Here is a 16522-nt window from a genome sequence, read left to right on the forward strand (position 1 = left end):
ATGCCGCCGACGCCCGCCATCACTGACGTGAGCCAACTGCAGGACCGGCCGGAGTTGGCGCGGATGCTGGCCTGGCGCGCGGACGCCGTGGAAGGAGCCAAGTTCGACCGCGGCGAACTCAGCATCTACGTCCGGCGCGACGCCATTCGCGAAGCCTGTGCCATCCTGCGCGACGATCCCGGGCTGCAGTTCAATTTCCTTTCCGATGTCACCTGCGTGGACTGGTATCCGTCGGATCCGCGCTTCGAAGTCGTCTATCACCTGTTTTCGATCCCCAAAAAATCCCGGGTGCGCCTGAAGGTCAAATTGGGCGGCGACGACCCGTCGTTGCCCTCGATCACCTCGGTTTGGCCGGCGGCAAATTACTTCGAGCGCGAGGTTTTCGACCTGTTTGGCATCCGCTTCGAGGGCCACCCCTACCTGCGGCGCATCCTGATGCCGGAAAACTGGGAAGGCCACCCGCTGCGCAAGGACTATCCCGTCGAGGGCTACCGCTGATGGGCCACCTTCCGCACATCGCCTCGCTGGAGGAAACCAGCGACCGGACCATGGTCCTGAACATGGGCCCGCAGCACCCGTCCACCCATGGCGTGCTGCGCCTCATCCTCGAGATCGATGGCGAGAACGTGGTCCGCATGATGCCCGATATCGGCTACCTGCATACCGGCATCGAGAAAACCTACGAAGCCAAGTTCTACCAGCAATGCGTGCCGCTGGCCGACCGCATGGATTACCTGGCGCCGTTCAGCAATGAGCTCGGGTTCGTGCTCGCGGTGGAGAAGTTGCTGGGCATCGAGGCGCCGCCGCGCGCGCAGTGGATCCGCGTGCTGATGAACGAGCTGACCCGCCTGAACTCGCACCTGGTTTGGCTGGGCACGCACGCCATGGATATCGGCGCGCTCTCCATGATGCTGTATTGCTTCCGCGAGCGCGAAGACATCCTGCGGCTGTTCGAGGCGCTGGCCGGGCAGCGCATGTTCGATTCTTACTTCCGCGTGGGCGGGCTCAGCCTGGAGCCGCCCATCGGCTTCTTCGACCGGGTGAAGCATTTTGCCGATCGCTTCCCTTCCAAAGTGGATGAGTACGAAGACTTGTTGACCGGCAATCCCATCTGGGTAGGGCGGACCAAGGGCATCGCGCACATGACCGCCGAGGACGCGATCGCGCTCGGCGCCAGCGGCCCGACGCTGCGCGCCAGCGGCGTGGACATTGACCTGCGCCGCGACGCTCCCTACTCCGGATACGAGAAATTCCAATTCAAGGTCCCGGTGTCCAGCGTTGGCGACGTGTTCGCGCGCTACATCTGCCGCGTGCAGGAGATGCGCGAGTCCACCGGAATCATCCAGCAGTGCCTGGCGGGCGTGCCCGAGGGGCCGATCAAGGCCGATGCGCCCAAGGTAGTGCTGCCCGACCGCGAGAAGATGAAGACGCAGATGGAAGCCCTGATCTACCACTTCAAGATCATCACCGAGGGCTTCACGGTTCCTCCGGGCGAGGTGTACGTGGCGACGGAATCGCCGCGCGGCGAGCTGGGTTTCTACATCGTCAGCGACGGCACTCCGAAGCCGTATCGCGTGCACGTGCGCGCGCCCTCATTCGCGAATTTGCAGACGCTGCCGAAAATGTGCGAAGGCCGCTTGATCGCGGACGTGGTCGCGGCGATCGGAAGCATTGATATTGTGCTCGGCGACGTTGATCGCTGATTCAGCCCGCGAAGCGGGCGGCATTCGTTAGCCCAGGGCGGAAGCCCTGGGTAAGCGTGAAGAAAACGACAGAGTCCCGTAGGGACGGCACGAACAATGGTGGTCTCCGAACAACTCGACTCGTTCTTCACCGAGAAGATGAAGGACTATCCGACCCGCCGCTCTTTCCTCGTCCCGATGTTGCTGTACACGCAAGATGAGCTCGGGTTCTTGTCCGACGAGGCGATCTCATACATTGCGCAAAAGGTTGACCTGAGCGAGCTCGAGATCCGCAACGTGATCAGCTACTACTCGATGCTGACCACCAAGCCGCGCGGCCGGTACAACGTGCAGGTGTGCCGCAATATCTGCTGCATGCTGCGCGGGTCCGACGAGATCAGCGCGCACGTCAAGCAGCGCCTCGGCATTCCTCACAAGGGCACCACGGCGGATGGAATGTTCTCGTTCGAAGAGGTGGAGTGCATCGGCGCTTGCAGTTGGGCGCCGGCCATGCAGGTGAACTACGACTTTCATGAAAAGCTGACGCCGGAGAAGGTGGACGAGGTCCTGGCACGCTACAAGGCTGCAAGTGACGAGGCCATCTGAAGGTAGGTACGCATGTCAGAGTTCCTCCCGGAGTATTTGAACTGGGGCTTATCCGACATCGTTGTCGTTGGCCGCGATGAACGCGAGGAATCCAGCGGATTTCAGAACGAGTACACGACCGAATGGGTTGTCGCTCGCAAGGGCGACGGGTTCGTTCGGGTTGAGCTTCATGAAAAAAAAGATTTTAGTCCTCGTGGTGGACGAAAGGTTCGCAAGGTTTCGGAACAGCAGATTTCCGAGGCTGAGTACAAGAGCGCGGCGTCTGGAAAGCCAGCCATCGACACCGACGCTGAGGTACGAAAAGTCGAGCAAGCAGAACACAAGCAGCAGAGGATGGAAGAGCTCTTGGAGCAGGTCAACAAGTTAGCTCCTGAGTGTCCGGACCACGGCAGCACCATGAAAGCGAAGTCAGGCAAGTACGGTCCCTTCTGGGGCTGCAAGCGGTTTCCGAAATGCAGCTATACGGCGGGAATGAGTCCGGATGCAATGGCACTTTATCAGCGGTGGTACAAGGGCGAAGCTTAAGAATGGCTGACTTGGTATCACATCCCGATGAGGTTCGTGTCGTCTCGCGGCGCTTCGGGAAGGGTGCGGCCGACATTGACCGCTACATCGAGCTCGACGGCTACAAGGCGCTGCAGAAGGCGCTCGCGCTGGGTGCGGACGGGATCATCAACGAGGTCAAGGCGTCGAACCTGCGCGGGCGCGGCGGCGCCGGATTTCCCGCCGGCTTGAAATGGTCGTTCGTGCCCAAGGATTCGCCGAAACCCAAGTACGTCCTCTGCAACGGCGACGAAAGCGAGCCCGGCACCTGCAAGGACCGTCTGATCCTGGAGCACGATCCGCACGCGGTCATCGAAGGCGTGGTGATTGCGGGCCTCTCGATTCGGGCGAAGGTCGGGTTTATCTACATCCGCGGCGAATACCGCTACCTGGTCGACATCATGCGCAAGGCCATAGCCGACGCCTACGCGCGTGGCTGTCTCGGCAAGAACATTTTCGGCAGCGGCGTGGATTTCGACGTCTACTGGCACACCGGCGCCGGCGCGTACGAGGTCGGCGAAGAATCGGCGCTGATGGAATCCTTGGAAGGCAAACGCGGGGTTCCGCGCATCCGCCCGCCGTTCCCGGCGGTGGTGGGACTCTGGGGCGGGCCAACCATCATTAATAATGTCGAGACGCTGGCCTGCGTGCCGCACATCATTCATGGCGGCGGTCAACGATTCGCCGACCTGGGCACGCCCAAGAACGGCGGCACGCGCCTGTTCTGCCTCAGCGGGCACATCAACAAACCCGGCGTGTACGAGCTTCCGCTCGGCTACAACCTGCGCAAGATGATTGACGATGTAGGCGGCGGCATTTGGAAGGGCCGCAAGGTGAAGGCGGTCACGCCCGGCGGATCGTCCACCCCGGTGCTCACGGCCGCCGAGATTGATGTCGGCATGGATTTCGACCAGCTCATGAAGGCCGGTTCCATGCTCGGCTCCGGCGGCGTGGTCGTGCTCGATGACCAGACCTGCATGGTCAAGTACGCGCAGCGCATCATGATGTTCTACCAGCACGAGAGCTGCGGCTGGTGCATCCCGTGCCGCGAGGGGACCGACTGGCTGAAGAAAACCCTGAACCGCTTTCACGCCGGCGGCGGCGTCAAGAAGGACATCGACAACATTCAGTACCTGGCGGAAAACATGCTTGGCCGCACCTTCTGCCCGCTGGGCGACGCGGCGGCCATGCCGATCATTTCCATCGTGAAGAAATTCCGCGAGGAGTTCGAAGCGCATTTGGAAGGAAGGCCGTGTCCGTACGAGGCGGCGAGCGTGCAGCAACTTCCGGTGCTGGCGTAGCGGGATTGGTAATTTGTAATTGGTAATTTGCAATTGGGGCCGCTGTGGATGTGGTCGTTGCGGCGCTGGGTTGCAAAGCAAATTGCAAATTACAAATTGCAAATTACAAATCATGGCAGACGTAAACATCACGGTTGACGGCAAGAAGATCACGGCCCCGGCGGGGACGCTGCTGATCGAGGCCTGCAAGTCCGCCGGCATCGAGGTCCCCTCGTTCTGTTACTACCCGGGGCTGTCGCTGCAGGGCGCGTGCCGCATGTGCCTGGTGCGGATCGAGAAGATGCCGAAGCTGCAGACCGCGTGTACCACGGTGATCAGCGAGGGCATGACGGTCAGCAGCGACAACGACGAGGTGCGGCAGGCGCGCAAGGCGATGCTGGAGATGGTGCTCGGCAATCACCCGCTGGACTGCCCGGTATGCGATGCCGGCGGTGAGTGCGAGTTGCAGGACATGACGTTCACCTACGGCGCCGCCGAGTCCAAGCTGATTGACATCAAGAACCATCGCGACGAGCAGCAGTGGTCGCCGGTGGTCTACTTTGACCGGCCGCGCTGCATCATGTGCTACCGCTGCGTGCGCGTCTGCGGCGAAGGTATGGACGTGTGGGCGCTGGGCATCCAGAACCGTGGCTCCGCGCAGGTAATCGCCCCCAACAAGCAAGATTACCTGTGGTGCGAAGAGTGCGGTATGTGCATTGACATCTGCCCCGTGGGCGCGCTCACCAGCGGGGCCTACCGCTACAAGACGCGCCCCTGGGAGATGCACCACGTCGGCACCATGTGCGCCCACTGCGGCGACGGCTGCAAGACCACGCTGGGGGTGCGGCGCGCCGACACCGGCATGGACATCGTGCGCGGCGACAACCGCGACAAGAGCGGCATTAACGGCGATTTCCTGTGCGTCAAGGGACGCTACGCCTTCGATTTTGCTGACGACCCGCGCCGCCTCAAGCAACCCATGATCCGCCGCGAGGGCAAGCTCCAGCCCGCAACCTGGGAAGAAGCCATCGACCTGATTGGCGAACGATTCAAGCAGATCAAGGACGCCGACGGCGGCCAGGCATTCGGCGTGATCGGCTCCAATCGCACCACCAACGAAGAAAACTATCTGCTGCAGAAATTCGCGCGCACCGTGCTGGGCACCAACAACATTGACCACCAACGCACCGCCGATTTCCCCGGGTTCGTGAGCGCGCTAGCCGGACAACCGGGGTCCCAGACGCGCGCCGATTTTGTGCGCGGCGGGGTGGAAGATTGCACCGCCAGCATGCGCGACGTCTTCTCGGCGCCGGCCATCCTGGTGATCGGCAACAACCCCACCGACCAGCATCCCCTGCTGGCATGGCAGATTCGCAACAATGTTCGCCTGCACCGCGCGCGCTTGTACGTGGTGAATGCCGCTCCTATCAAGCTGCGCCGCCAGGCGGCGATCTTCGCGCAGATTTCCGAAGACAACGGCGAGAGCGCGTTCGCGCATTTCCTCGCCGGTAACGAGGCCGCGCCTTCGGGCTTGGCCGCCGGCGAGACCTCGGCCGAGATTTTGGCGCAACTGCGCGACAAACTTCGCGGCGAGCAGCAACTGGTGGTGGCCTTCGGCTCGGAATTGCGGGCCGGCGGCATCGCTGAACTGGTGCGCGCGCTGCCCCAGGCGAAGTTCATCTGCCTGGGCGACTACGCCAACTCGCGCGGCGCCGCCGACATGGGCCTGTATCCCGACCTGTTGCCCGGGTACGTGCCGGTCGCGAACGCGGCAACGAAGGAAGAGTGGTACGCGTCGGCGCCGAACCAGCCCGGGCTTAACTTGCGCCAGATGTTCGAAGCCGCCAGCGACGGACGCATCAAGGCGCTGTACATCGTCGGCTCCAACCCGGTGGCGCGTTACGGAATTGACGCCTTCGTCCTGTCCAAGCCGTTCGTGGTGGTGCAGGACATGTTCCTGACCGAGACCGCGTTGCCGGCCGACGTGGTTCTGCCGGCAGCCTGCGCCTACGAAAAATCGGGGACGTTTACCAACACCTGCGGCGATCTGCAGATGTTGCGCAAGGCCGGCGAGGTCGAGGGCGCCAAGTCGGATTTCGAAATCATCGTGCGCATCGCCGGCAAGATTGGCTACGACATCCGGCAGTTGGTGCCGTTCGGGCGCCCGCTGCGCGCCGACATGGGACAATCACGCGGCGCTCAATCCGGCGAGGCCGACCGCCACGCCGTCTGGCTGGAGCGTCACGGGCTGGAGCCGAAAATGAGCCCGTTTGACCCGCTGGCCATGCTCGACGAAATTCAGCGCCTCGTCCCCGGCTACGACGTCTCGCGCCTGAACCTGGTCGCGGGAAACGATGAGCACACCCGCATCGTGCCGGCGAGCAGTCTGCCGAGCCATCCCGAGTTGATCGTGCCCTCCGAGGACACGCTGTTCACCTCGGGAACGCTGGGACGATATTCGAAAACGCTGAATGCGGTGGTCGAAAACGAACGCAAGCTGCCGGAGGATGAACAGGATCAGGAAGTGGCGGTGTAGGTTTTAGGTTTTCGGTGGTCGGTTCTCGGTTTTCTGTAGCTAAAAGCTAAGAGCTAAGAGCTAAAAGCTTCTATGCCATCTGGCAATCTCAGCCTCGGAACGTTTCTCCTGATCTCCGTGATCAAGGTCGCGATCGCGATGGGCCTGCTTTTGACTGTGGTGGCCTACACTGTGTGGCTGGAACGCAAGCTGGTGGGCCACATCCAGAACCGTTGGGGACCCTCGCGCGTGGGCCCGTTCGGGCTGCTGCAACCGATCGCCGACGGCTTAAAGTTGTTCTTTAAGGAAGACCTCACACCTCCTTATGTTCACAAGACGTTATACCTGCTGGCGCCGATCCTTTCGCTGGCCCTGGCACTGACTTCGATTGCGGTCATCCCCATCGGCGGCTGGATCACGCTGAACGGCGCGCGCATTCCGCTGCAGATCACCGACGTCAACGTCGCGCTGCTCATCATCCTCGGCATCACTTCGATGGGGGTGTACGGCGTGGCGCTGGCGGGGTGGTCGTCCAACAGCAAGTACTCCCTGCTGGGTTCGCTGCGTGCCAGCGCGCAGATGGTCAGCTACGAGGTTGCGCTTGGGCTGTCGCTGGTGGGCGTGCTCATCCTCTCCGGGACCTTCAGCCTGCGCAGCATCGTGGAACACCAGTCCGGCGGATTCTGGCACTGGAATATTTTCGGCGGTGGACAGATCGTGGCCTTCTTCATTTACCTGTGCGCCGCGTACGCCGAAACCAATCGCATCCCCTTCGATCTGCCGGAAGCGGAGACCGAACTGGTGGCCGGCTATCACACCGAGTACAGCTCCATGAAGTTCGCCATGTTTTTCATGTCCGAGTACGCCAACATGGTGACGGTCGCCTGCCTGGCGAGCGTGCTGTTCCTTGGGGGTTGGGGCGGGCCGGTCTTCGGTCCACCCCTGTTGCGCGCGCTGCTGCCGGTGTTGTGGTTTTTCCTGCGCGTCGTGTTCTTCCTGTTTGTTTATATCTGGGTGCGCGGAACGTTGCCGCGCTTTCGCTATGACCAGTTGATGGGGTTCAGTTGGAAAGTCCTGCTGCCGCTGTCGGTCGCCAACGTGGTGATCACCAGTCTCGTGGTGGCGTTGCGCTCGTGACGTTGGTACTGGCTGTTCGGTTCTTATGACTGATTGTTCGGTACAACTCGGCACTAGCACTGGTTTCAAGAATCGGTTTTCTGGGAAGGGCACGGCTTCAGCCGTGCCGCTCGAGGCCGCAAGAATGGCGGGCTTTAGCCCCTGAGGGACATTTTTCCTGAGGCGAAAATGTATTTTTGAAACCAGTTCTCGGTACTCAGTACTCGGTACTCAAACATGCTTCACTTCGCAATCTTCGCGTTTTTCGGCGCCATCTGTGTGGCGGGCGCCATCAACCTGCTGGCGCAGCGGCACCCCATCAGCAGCGCGCTGTCGCTGATCGTGGTAATGGGCTCGCTGGCGGTCGAGTACATGCTGCTGGGCGCCGAGTTCGTCGCCGTGGTGCAGGTGATCATTTACGCGGGCGCGATCATGGTGCTGTTCGTTTTTGTCATCATGCTGCTCAATGCCGGCGAGGAGGAACGCAGCCCCGGAAGCCGCATTGCGCTTATCTTCGGCGTGCCCGGAATGCTGGTGCTGATGGGACTCATCGCATGGGTGCTGATCCGGCAGAACCCGGCATCGGGCTCGGTTTCCGCCGGAGCGCTGCCCGGCACCCCGCCGGAGATCGGCCGCTTGCTCTTCCGCGATTTCCTGTTGCCCTTTGAAATCACCTCGGTGCTCATCCTGATCGCCATCATGGGCGCCGTGGTGCTGGCGAGGAGGGAGCGCTGATGGTCCCGCTCGCCTACTACCTGTTGCTCAGCGCGGTGCTGTTCGCCTGCGGCGTCGCCGGCTTTCTGATCAAGCGCAACATCATCACCATTTTCATGTGCATTGAGCTGATGCTGAACGGCGTGAACCTGGCGTTTGTCGCCTTCGCCGCCCACTGGCGCCAGCTCAACGGACAGGTGTTCGTGTTTTTCGTCATGGTGGTCGCGGCCGCGGAAGCCGCCGTCGGACTGGCCATCATCATTTCCGTTTTCCGCACCCGCGAGACGCTGAACGTGGACCGGGTGAATTTGCTGAAATTGTAAGAAGGGTTTTCGGTTGTCGGTTATCGGTTTTCGGTCTTGCGAGCACATGACTTGCTCGCGACTCGGAACTCGCAACTCAGAACTCAAATGAACCTCTGGTTAATTCCGCTGCTGCCGATGGCCGGCGCAATTATCAACGGCCTGTTCGGGCGGCGCTTTTCGAAGAACGTGGTGTCGGCGATCGGGCTGGCGTTCCCCGGCGCGGCCATGCTGTGGGCGTGGAAGGCGGCGCTGCAATTCGCGCAACTCCCGGCCGGCGCCATCCCGCACATCGAAAATTACGGTCCGTGGCTGAGCGCCGGCGATTTCGTTATCAACTACGGCCTCTACCTCGATCAGCTTTCCCTGCTGATGGCGCTCATCGTCACCGGCGTCGGCTTCCTCATCCACGTTTATTCCGTCGGCTACATGGCGCACGAAGGCGGCTACTACCGCTTCTTCGCCTACATGAACCTGTTCATGTTCTTCATGCTCACGCTGGTGCTGGCGAACAACTACCTGCTGATGTTCGTGGGATGGGAAGGCGTGGGCCTGGCGTCGTACCTGCTGATCGGCTTCTTCTTCCTGCGCGATTCGGCCGCCGCTGCGGGCAAGAAAGCATTCATCGTCAATCGCATCGGCGACTTCGGGTTCCTGATCGCTCTGTTCCTGCTGATCAAGAATTTCGGCACGCTCGACTTTACCAGCGTCTTCGAAAAAGTTTCCGGGCTGCCCTCGGAAGCGACCGCCGGCCTGCTGACCACCATCGGGCTGCTGCTGCTGGTCGGCGCCTGCGGCAAGAGCGCGCAGCTACCGCTGTATGTTTGGCTGCCGGACGCGATGGAAGGCCCCACGCCGGTCTCCGCACTCATCCACGCGGCGACCATGGTGACCGCGGGCGTTTACATGATCGCGCGCTCGCACGCCATCTTCGACCGCGCACCCATCGCGCTCACCGCGGTTGCCATCATCGGCTGCGCCACTGCGCTGTACTCCGCCACTATCGGATGCGTGCAGCACGACATCAAGCGCGTGCTCGCCTATTCCACCATCTCGCAGCTCGGCTACATGGTGCTGGCCTGCGGCGTGGCGGCGTATTCGGCGGGCATGTTCCACCTGTTGACGCACGCGTTCTTCAAGGCGCTGCTCTTCCTCGCCGCCGGTTCCGTCATCCACGCGCTGGGCGGCGAGCAGGACATGCGCAAGATGGGCGGCCTGCGGCGTCACATCCCCGGAACTTTCTGGACGATGACGGTCGCCACCTTCGCCATCGCCGGCATCTTCCCGCTCTCCGGCTTCTTCTCCAAGGACGAAATCCTCTACCGCTCCTGGACAAACCATGGCGGCTGGTGGGGATTCTGGGCGGTCGGCGTCTTCTCCGCCTTCCTGACCGCGTTCTACATGTTCCGGCTGTGGTTCCTGACTTTCTTCGGCGAAACCCGCGGCGGGAATAGCGCTCCGCCGGCGGCCCGGCACGACCCCGGGCTCGCGGACATCGATTTGATCGTGCCCGAACCCCATGTCGCCGCCGTGTTGAAGGAATTGCAGGAGCGGGGAGCGCACGTCCTCGCCGCCACTCCGCAGGGTGATGGCAAGTCGATCCGGGCGCAGGTTCCAGCCGCCAAGATGATGTACTTCGAGGCGGAGATCCGCGCCATCACCGAGAACAAGGCTTCCATCAGCGTTCGATATGCAGACCAGGAGCGTGCCGGCCAGGACGCACATAAAGGTCGCATCCACGAGAGCCCGCGCGTGATGCTGATTCCGCTGGTCGTGCTGGCGGTGCTCTCCTTCGCCGGCGGCTGGATCGGATGGCCGCAAGCGCTCGGCGGGAGCAATCATTTCGAGCACTTCCTCGCGCCTGTTTTTGAAGCGCACGCCACCGCGCCCGAATCCGCTGCCGCCGGCCCTGTGGCGGGCCATGCGCCCTCGGAGATCACCCTCACGATGGCCGCCACCGGCGCGGCGCTGCTCGGCATCGCGCTTGCCTGGTTGATGTACTACAGGCGCCGCGAATTGCCGGAGAAATTGCGCCAGCGCTTCCAGGGCGTCTATACCGCGCTGGAACACAAGTATTACGTGGACGAAATTTATGACTGGCTGTTGGTGCGGCCGATTATCGAAGGCTCGCGCAACATCCTGTGGCGGGTGATTGACGCCGGCGCCATCGACGGCACCTTCAACGAATCTGCCGAGGCGGCGCGCGACGTCTCCAACAGCGTGCGCCGCATGCAGTCGGGCAACATTCGCTCCTACGCCGGTTGGGTGGCGCTGGGCGGCGCCGCCGTGGTCGCGTACATGGTTTGGCTGGGTGTGAAATGAGCACGCTGAACACCGGCATTCTCACCATCGTCACCTTCGTTCCGCTCGCCGGGGCGCTGCTGCTGCTGGTGTTCCCACGCCGCGACCACGACATCCGCGTCTTCGCGCTCTCCACTTCCCTGGTGACCTTCGTGCTCTCGCTTCACCTGCCGGTGTACTTCGCGCGCGGCCACGGCGGATTCCAGTTCGAACAGAACGTGCAGTGGATCTCGACGCCGAACATCCACTACCACCTCGGGATTGATGGCATCTCGATGTGGCTGGTGCTGCTGACCACGTTCCTCACGCCGCTCTGCGTGCTGATCTCGTGGAAGTCGGTGCACGACCGGGTCAAAGAATTTTTCATTCTCCTGCTGGTTCTGGAAACGGCGCTGATCGGCGTCTTTGTCTCGCTCGATCTCTTCCTCTTCTACTTCTTCTGGGAAGCCAGCTTGATCCCCATGGCGCTGCTGATCGGCGTTTTCGGCCACGAACGCCGCGTCTACGCCGCCGTCAAGTTTTTCCTGTTTACCATGATCGCTTCGGTCTTCATGCTGGCCGCCATCCTGTGGCTCTACGCGCACGTTGGCTCGTTTGACTTCGTCGATACCCAGCAGTGGCTGCGAGCACATGCCACGGAAGCCGCCGACGCGGCGCGCTGGCTCTTCCTCGGGTTCTTTGTCGCCTTCGCCGTTAAGGTGCCGCTGTTCCCGCTGCACACCTGGCTGCCCGACGCGCACGTCGAAGCGCCGACCGCGGGTTCGGTGCTGCTGGCCGGCGTCCTGCTGAAGATGGGCACCTACGGCCTGCTGCGCTTCAATGTCGGGCTGTTCCCCGAAGAGGCCCGCCACAACGCGCCCTGGATTGCCGTGTTGGCCATCATCGGCATCATCTACGGCGCACTGGTCGCGATGGTGCAGCCGAACCTGAAGAAGCTGGTGGCGTATTCCTCGGTCAGCCACCTCGGCTTTGTAGTGCTCGGCATTTTCAGCTTCACGCAGGCGGGACAGGTGGGCGCGGTGTTCGTCATGCTGGCGCACGGCGTCTCCACCGGCGCGCTGTTCATGCTGGCCGGCATCCTCCACGAGCGCCGCCACACATACGAGATCACCGAATTCGGCGGCCTGGCCACGCCCATGCCGATCTACGCGACTTTCTTTCTGATCATTACGCTGGCATCCATCGGGCTGCCATTGCTCAACGGATTCGTCGGCGAGTTCCTGGTGCTGAGCGGCGCTTTCCTGGCGCATCCGCTTTGGGGCATCCTCGCCGCCTCCGGCGTGATCTGGAGCGCGTGCTACATGCTGTGGATGTACCAGCGCGTTTTCTTCGGCAAGGTGAGCCACGACGTCAATCTCAAGCTGCCCGACCTCGACCTGCGCGAGCGCATCGCGCTGTGGCCGCTGGCGCTGGCGGCGCTGGTCATGGGTGTGGCGCCGCTGATCTGGATCAATGCCGTAGAACCCGCCGTCCGCAATGTGCTCGCCACCGCCGCGCAGTTCACCAGCCAGGTGGTGGGACGATGAGCGCCTCCGACTACATCCGCATCCTGCCCGAGTTGGTGCTTACTGTCTTTGGCATGCTCGTCATGCTGATTGACCCGCTCCTCCCCGAGCACAATGACCGCAAGGGAATAGGCGTTCTGGCGCTCATCGGTTCCCTGCTCGCCATCGCCGCCACGCTTTACCAATCCACTTCTCCGGGCCAGGCGTGGTTCGGCATGGTGCAGGTGGACAGCTTCAGCATCTTCTTTCACCTGATCGTCGGATTCGTCGTTGCGACCGTCATTCTCGCGTCGTTCGAGTACCTGGCGGTGCAGGGCATCCGGCTGGGCGAATACTACGGGCTGATCCTGCTCGGCGCGGTCGGCATGATGCTGATGTCGTCGGCCATCGAGTTGGTGCTGATCTTCATCGCGCTGGAAATTTCCTCGATCTCCACGTACATACTCGCCGGCTTCCGCCGCCACTCCGCCGCCAGCGCCGAATCCTCGCTCAAGTACTTCCTGTTGGGTTCGTTCGCGACCGCATTTTTCCTCTACGGCGTTGCGCTCATGTTCGGCGCCACCGGCTCCACCAGCATCTACCCGATCGCCGCCTCGCTGCGCGCCGGCACGTCCACGCTCGCCTATGCCGGTGTAGCCCTGATGTTCATCGGCCTGGGATTCAAGGTGGCCTCGGCGCCGTTCCATGTCTGGACGCCCGACGTCTACGAAGGCGCGCCCGCTCCGGTGGTCGCGCTCATGTCCACCGCGCCGAAAGCCGCCGCCTTCGCCGTGCTGCTGCGCATCCTGTTCGCCGCCGCCGCCCCGGGATGGTTCTGGATCGTGTGGTGCTCGGCCGCGCTCTCCATGACGATAGGCAACCTCGGCGCGCTGGTGCAGACCAACCTCAAGCGCATGCTCGCTTACTCCTCAATCGCGCACGCCGGATACCTGCTGTGTGCCTTCGCCGCCGCCAAGAACATCGGCATTTCCGCGGCGATCTTCTACGCCGCCTCCTACGCCGTGATGAACGCGGGCGCATTCATCGTGATCGCGCACTTCGCCAGCCACAACGAGCGCTACGTCAACGTGGACGACTACTCCGGGCTGGGCCGCCGCGCGCCCGGACTGGCCGCCGTGCTCACCGTGTTCCTGCTGTCGCTGATTGGAATCCCCATCACCGGCGGCTTCTTCGCCAAGTTCTACGTGTTCAGCGCGGCGCTGCAAGCCGACCTCGTCGGCCTCACCATCATCGGCGTCGTCAACAGCGCCATCGCCTCCTACTACTACCTGCGCGTGATCGTTGTCATGTACATGCGCGAGCCCAAGGAAGACGCGCCCATGGTCCCCATGCCATTTGCGCTCGGCGTCTCGCTCACCGCCGCCGTCGTGGTGACCATCTACCTCGGCGTGCTGCCCGGGCGCGTGCTCAACTACGCGCTGCAGGGCGCAAGGGACTTGGTGCGGTAAATACAGTGCGCCGAGTTATACCTGTCGAGCAGCTGTCAGAGGACACGCGAAAGCTGTTCGATATCGTGAACAGCGGGCCAGATGTGTCTTGTGTAATCATCGGGGCGGCGTTTCTTGACACTGCTCTAGCGAGCTTGCTCAAGCGGCGCTTGGTCACATCCAGCATCACCGACAAGATACTGTCGCCGAATGGCGCTTTGGGTACTTTCGCTATGCGGGCTGACTTAGCGTACTGCCTTGGATTGATCAGCAAGTATCATCATCAAGATCTCGGCACAATTGGAAAAATCCGGAATCAGTTCGCACACAGTCATCTGGGTCTAGCGTTCAGCGAACCGCAGGTCCGTCAACTTTGTTCCGCACTGCGTCAGTGGCGGATACTCCTCCACGGTGAGGCGGACGATTCGGCCAATAGCTTGACAGAACACCAGTTAACGATGCGGGCCAGGAATCAATTCAACCTCTCAGTCGTGTTTCTGGCCGATAGGCTGCTGCTGACGACGCTCGGACTGAAGCAGGTCACCACCACGTAACAACGCAGGCGTTCGCTACTCAATCGCAACCGCAATATCCCGCCGCGAGAAGACCAGCGTCGCTAGCACCCCGAACAGCAACGCTTGCGCTACCGCCCATCCGGCTGCCGCCCACGGCGCGTGCCACGCCCGCAGGCTGAAGCGGACCATCGCATCCGCCAGCGCGTTACTCGGTACGCTAATAGCAAATTGCTAATCGCTAATTGCTAATTGCTCCAAAAGCATCGCCCCTGTCCGGGAGTTCCGAACAGGGGCGAAATCTGGTATCGAAAGCGGTTATTTCACCTTGGCAAAGATGATCACCAGCGTGTACAGCGCCAGTGACTCGATCAGCGCCAGGCCCAGAATCAGCGCGAGCTGAATGCCCGGACGGGCGGCAGGGTTGCGGGCCAGCGCCTCGGCGGAAGCCGCGGTGGCCTTCGCCTGGCCGAGTCCGCAGACGGCGGACGCGATCGCCATGGCAAAGCCGGAGGTGATTGCTACCCAATTCGTACCGGGCGCGGTCGCGGCACCCTGCGCCAGTACCGGCACGGCGAAGCACATGATCGCCAGCATCAGGAATACGAAGCTCATTGTCTTACGCATGCGTGTTTCTCCTTATCAGTTGCCGCCAGGAGGTGGTTGACCTCATCCCGTGCAGAGGCCCTCACGCTGCAACGGCAGTTTCTAGTTACCAGTTTCTGGTTTCTAGTGCTCACACCGCGACAGCCGACTAGAAACCAGAAACTCGAAACTAGAAACTAGTGCTCGGTCGCCACCGCGCCGGACAGATACACGGTCACCAGCAGAACGAAAATGTACGACTGCAGGAACGAAACGCCGATATGCAGCCCCATGAAAATTACCGGCACGCCGATCGGCACTAGGGAGAAGAACACCAGCGTGACCATGTCGCCCGCGAACATGTTGGCGAACAGACGGATGGTCAGCGAGAGCATGCGCGCCAGGTGGCTGATGATCTCGATGGGAATCATCAGCGGCGCCAGCGCCGGCATCGGCCCGGCAAAATGTTTGGCGTAGTGCAGCACGCCCTGCCGCTTCACGCCCTGAATGTGATAGTAGAGAAACGCGGTAATGGCACAGCCCAGGGGCACGGTCGGACTGAGGCCGGTCGGCGATTCGAACGCAGGAATCAGGCCGATCAGGTTGCAGGTCAGGATGAACAAGCCGAGCGCAACCAGAAAAGGCGTGTAGCCCTCGCTGTGGTGGCCGATGATCTCGCGGCTCTGCTGCGTGATGAATCCGTGCAGCCCTTCGAAGATGTGCTGGATTCCACCGGGATTTTCTACCGACAGCCGCGCCCGCAGCAGCAGGAAGACCAGAATCAGGAAGCCCACGACCAGCACTTCCATGGCGACGGTATTCGGGATCGGCGCCTGCGAAAACTCCGGCTGAATGTGAAGCGCGCGCAAGAGCGCGTCCACGGGCCCGGCGAAGATCCGGTTCAGCAGCGCGGTAAACGGAAGCTGTTCAGGCATGAAAAGAAGTTATGAGTTGCTGGTTTCTAGTTTCTAGAAAAAAACGGCTACAAACCGCGGCGCAGCGAGACCACAACTTCATATACCGCTTCGCAGAGAATCGCCGCCACGGTCAGAAACAGGCCGCCCAGAAGCCCGTAGAGGCTGTCCCGGGAAACTCTGAATATAGCATAGCCGGCGAGCGCGATTAAAGCGTAGCGCAGCAGGAAACGCGCCACCACGCCGCCGCTCGACTGCTTGCGCCCGGTGCTGGTGACGCGGTCGGCGAGCGCGCTCACCGCCTGCTTCAGCCAGTAAAAATTCACCCACGCGATCCCGCACCCCAGCGCCAAGCCGGCGCCGACCTTCCAGCCGAAGAAGATCGAAACGACCGCGGTGGCGACCACGCCGATGGCGGCCATGAAGCGGCGAATGCGGTCCAGGGCGCCGGAGTAGAACCGCTCGGCGGCCGCGTCCGAAGTTGCGGCGCTGGAATCGTTAGACAATTTGGTAATTTCGT

Annotated in this window: 16 protein-coding genes; 13 read left to right on the plus strand and 3 right to left on the minus strand. The window is 62.0% G+C overall.

All coding sequences use genetic code 11. From position 1 onward, the window contains the following. From LAN70_16455 to LAN70_16515, 13 genes are all read left to right on the plus strand, one after another. A complete protein-coding gene (locus LAN70_16455; GenBank protein MBZ5512740.1) occupies positions 1-498 on the plus strand; it encodes an NADH-quinone oxidoreductase subunit C in 498 nt (165 codons plus the stop codon). Further along, entirely contained in the window at positions 498-1703 is a 1206-nt protein-coding gene (gene nuoD, locus LAN70_16460; GenBank protein MBZ5512741.1) for an NADH dehydrogenase (quinone) subunit D, read from the plus strand. The genes LAN70_16455 and nuoD overlap by 1 nt, the downstream gene beginning before the upstream one ends. Positions 1704-1799: 96 nt before the next feature. Beyond that, positions 1800-2288: an NAD(P)H-dependent oxidoreductase subunit E gene (locus LAN70_16465; GenBank protein MBZ5512742.1), complete on the plus strand. Its 489-nt coding sequence runs from the start codon at positions 1800-1802 to the stop codon at positions 2286-2288. A gap of 12 nt (positions 2289-2300) precedes the next feature. Next, positions 2301-2813, plus strand: a complete 513-nt coding sequence (locus tag LAN70_16470) for a topoisomerase DNA-binding C4 zinc finger domain-containing protein (protein ID MBZ5512743.1) — start codon at positions 2301-2303, stop codon at positions 2811-2813. A 2-nt stretch (positions 2814-2815) separates the two neighbouring features. After that, on the plus strand, positions 2816-4132 hold the full coding sequence (nuoF, locus tag LAN70_16475) for an NADH-quinone oxidoreductase subunit NuoF (GenBank protein MBZ5512744.1): 1317 nt from the start codon (positions 2816-2818) through the stop codon (positions 4130-4132). A gap of 112 nt (positions 4133-4244) precedes the next feature. Beyond that, a complete protein-coding gene (locus LAN70_16480) occupies positions 4245-6647 on the plus strand; it encodes a molybdopterin-dependent oxidoreductase (protein ID MBZ5512745.1) in 2403 nt (800 codons plus the stop codon). Positions 6648-6719: 72 nt separating this feature from the next. Beyond that, a complete protein-coding gene (gene nuoH, locus LAN70_16485) occupies positions 6720-7763 on the plus strand; it encodes an NADH-quinone oxidoreductase subunit NuoH (GenBank protein ID MBZ5512746.1) in 1044 nt (347 codons plus the stop codon). 216 nt (positions 7764-7979) lie between these two features. Next, entirely contained in the window at positions 7980-8477 is a 498-nt protein-coding gene (locus LAN70_16490) for an NADH-quinone oxidoreductase subunit J (protein ID MBZ5512747.1), read from the plus strand. Further along, the gene (gene nuoK, locus LAN70_16495; GenBank protein MBZ5512748.1) at positions 8477-8779 is read left to right on the plus strand and encodes an NADH-quinone oxidoreductase subunit NuoK; all 303 of its coding nucleotides are present in this window, start codon (positions 8477-8479) and stop codon (positions 8777-8779) included. Before LAN70_16490 ends, nuoK begins: the two co-directional genes overlap by 1 nt. Positions 8780-8866: 87 nt before the next feature. Beyond that, positions 8867-11080 carry an NADH-quinone oxidoreductase subunit L gene (gene nuoL, locus LAN70_16500; GenBank protein MBZ5512749.1) on the plus strand — a complete coding sequence of 738 codons (2214 nt, stop codon included), beginning with the start codon at positions 8867-8869 and terminating at the stop codon, positions 11078-11080. Further along, positions 11077-12585: an NADH-quinone oxidoreductase subunit M gene (locus tag LAN70_16505; protein ID MBZ5512750.1), complete on the plus strand. Its 1509-nt coding sequence runs from the start codon at positions 11077-11079 to the stop codon at positions 12583-12585. Before nuoL ends, LAN70_16505 begins: the two co-directional genes overlap by 4 nt. Continuing rightward, positions 12582-14012: an NADH-quinone oxidoreductase subunit N gene (locus tag LAN70_16510; GenBank protein MBZ5512751.1), complete on the plus strand. Its 1431-nt coding sequence runs from the start codon at positions 12582-12584 to the stop codon at positions 14010-14012. Before LAN70_16505 ends, LAN70_16510 begins: the two co-directional genes overlap by 4 nt. Positions 14013-14161: 149 nt before the next feature. Beyond that, positions 14162-14545, plus strand: coding sequence for an MltR family transcriptional regulator (locus tag LAN70_16515; GenBank protein ID MBZ5512752.1), 384 nt, complete (start codon positions 14162-14164; stop codon positions 14543-14545). 276 nt (positions 14546-14821) lie between these two features. On the opposite strand, the gene LAN70_16520 is transcribed toward LAN70_16515, so the two are convergent. The 3 genes from LAN70_16520 to LAN70_16530 form a co-directional block, all read right to left on the minus strand. Beyond that, positions 14822-15130, minus strand: a complete 309-nt coding sequence (locus LAN70_16520; GenBank protein ID MBZ5512753.1) for an ATPase — start codon at positions 15128-15130, stop codon at positions 14822-14824. A 155-nt stretch (positions 15131-15285) separates the two neighbouring features. Next, positions 15286-16023, minus strand: coding sequence for a F0F1 ATP synthase subunit A (gene atpB / locus LAN70_16525; protein MBZ5512754.1), 738 nt, complete (start codon positions 16021-16023; stop codon positions 15286-15288). A 47-nt stretch (positions 16024-16070) separates the two neighbouring features. Next, a complete protein-coding gene (locus LAN70_16530) occupies positions 16071-16508 on the minus strand; it encodes an ATP synthase subunit I (protein MBZ5512755.1) in 438 nt (145 codons plus the stop codon). Positions 16509-16522: the final 14 nt, after the last annotated feature.

The sequence above is a fragment of the Terriglobia bacterium genome, from assembly GCA_020072845.1.
Lineage (GTDB): Bacteria > Acidobacteriota > Terriglobia > Terriglobales > Acidobacteriaceae > JAIQGF01.